This window comes from Vibrio sp. 10N.222.49.A3 (assembly GCF_041475145.1).
GTDB classification, from domain to species: domain Bacteria; phylum Pseudomonadota; class Gammaproteobacteria; order Enterobacterales; family Vibrionaceae; genus Vibrio; species Vibrio tasmaniensis_A.
Map to the genome: position 1 here is coordinate 1 of NZ_JBFRVM010000157.1, position 764 is coordinate 764.

The window sequence follows — 764 nt, forward strand, 5'->3', positions numbered from 1 at the left end:
ATCAAACCGACACGGATGTATTCGGTGATGGTGTCACGCTCCTGGTTGGTGTAAGCGATGATAAGCGTGTTTTCTCTGGTTTCTGGGGTGCGCTCTAAATAGTCTTTGGCGACCACATAAGGCAGCTTCTCTGTGGCGGTGAGCTGCGCTCTGCGTCGGTCTTTGTCGTTTTCATTCAGCGTAGAAATGACATGTTGGCTGTTGCCTTGGGTATCAGGGGCTTGCTGCTGGAGTTTATCTAGGGCGCTGAGCGGCTGTTTATCAATGGTGTTTTGCTGTGCATTGTGCAAAGTGTCATTTTGTGGGCGTACCATATCGGTCATGTAAGCGGTATCGATGCGCCCTTGACTTATGGCCAGCTCAAAGGGTTTACCGGCACTGAGCGATAACAACTGCTCTTTATCGCCCAATTTGACTGTTTTGGACTGACTGTCATTGACCAGCTTTGTGAACTCATCGGCTTGCTTGTTGCTGACCATGGAGCTTTCATCGAGAAAGAACAAGGTGTGTTGATAGTCACTGGCTTCTCGATTGCCTTGTCGGATGTCAGAAAGCAAACTGTCTAGCGTTTGCGCTTTCACGCCTTTGCTTTCGAGCTCTGCAACCGCGGCGTGCGTGGGCGCAAGACCGATGACGCTTTGTTCTGGTTGCTGGCTGGCTTCTTTCACTAACTGGATAAATTCAATGTTGGATTCAAGCAGGGTGGACTTACCTGTACCGGCTAACCCTTGGATGGCCACAAAGTTGTCCTTGGTGGTTGAGAT

At 50.0% G+C, this 764-nt stretch carries 1 protein-coding gene; it reads right to left on the bottom strand.

Annotated features, from left to right (window positions below; translation table 11 throughout):
• A partial coding sequence (locus tag AB4589_RS25720; RefSeq protein ID WP_372101623.1) for an AAA family ATPase occupies window positions 1-764 on the bottom strand: 764 nt, incomplete at both ends.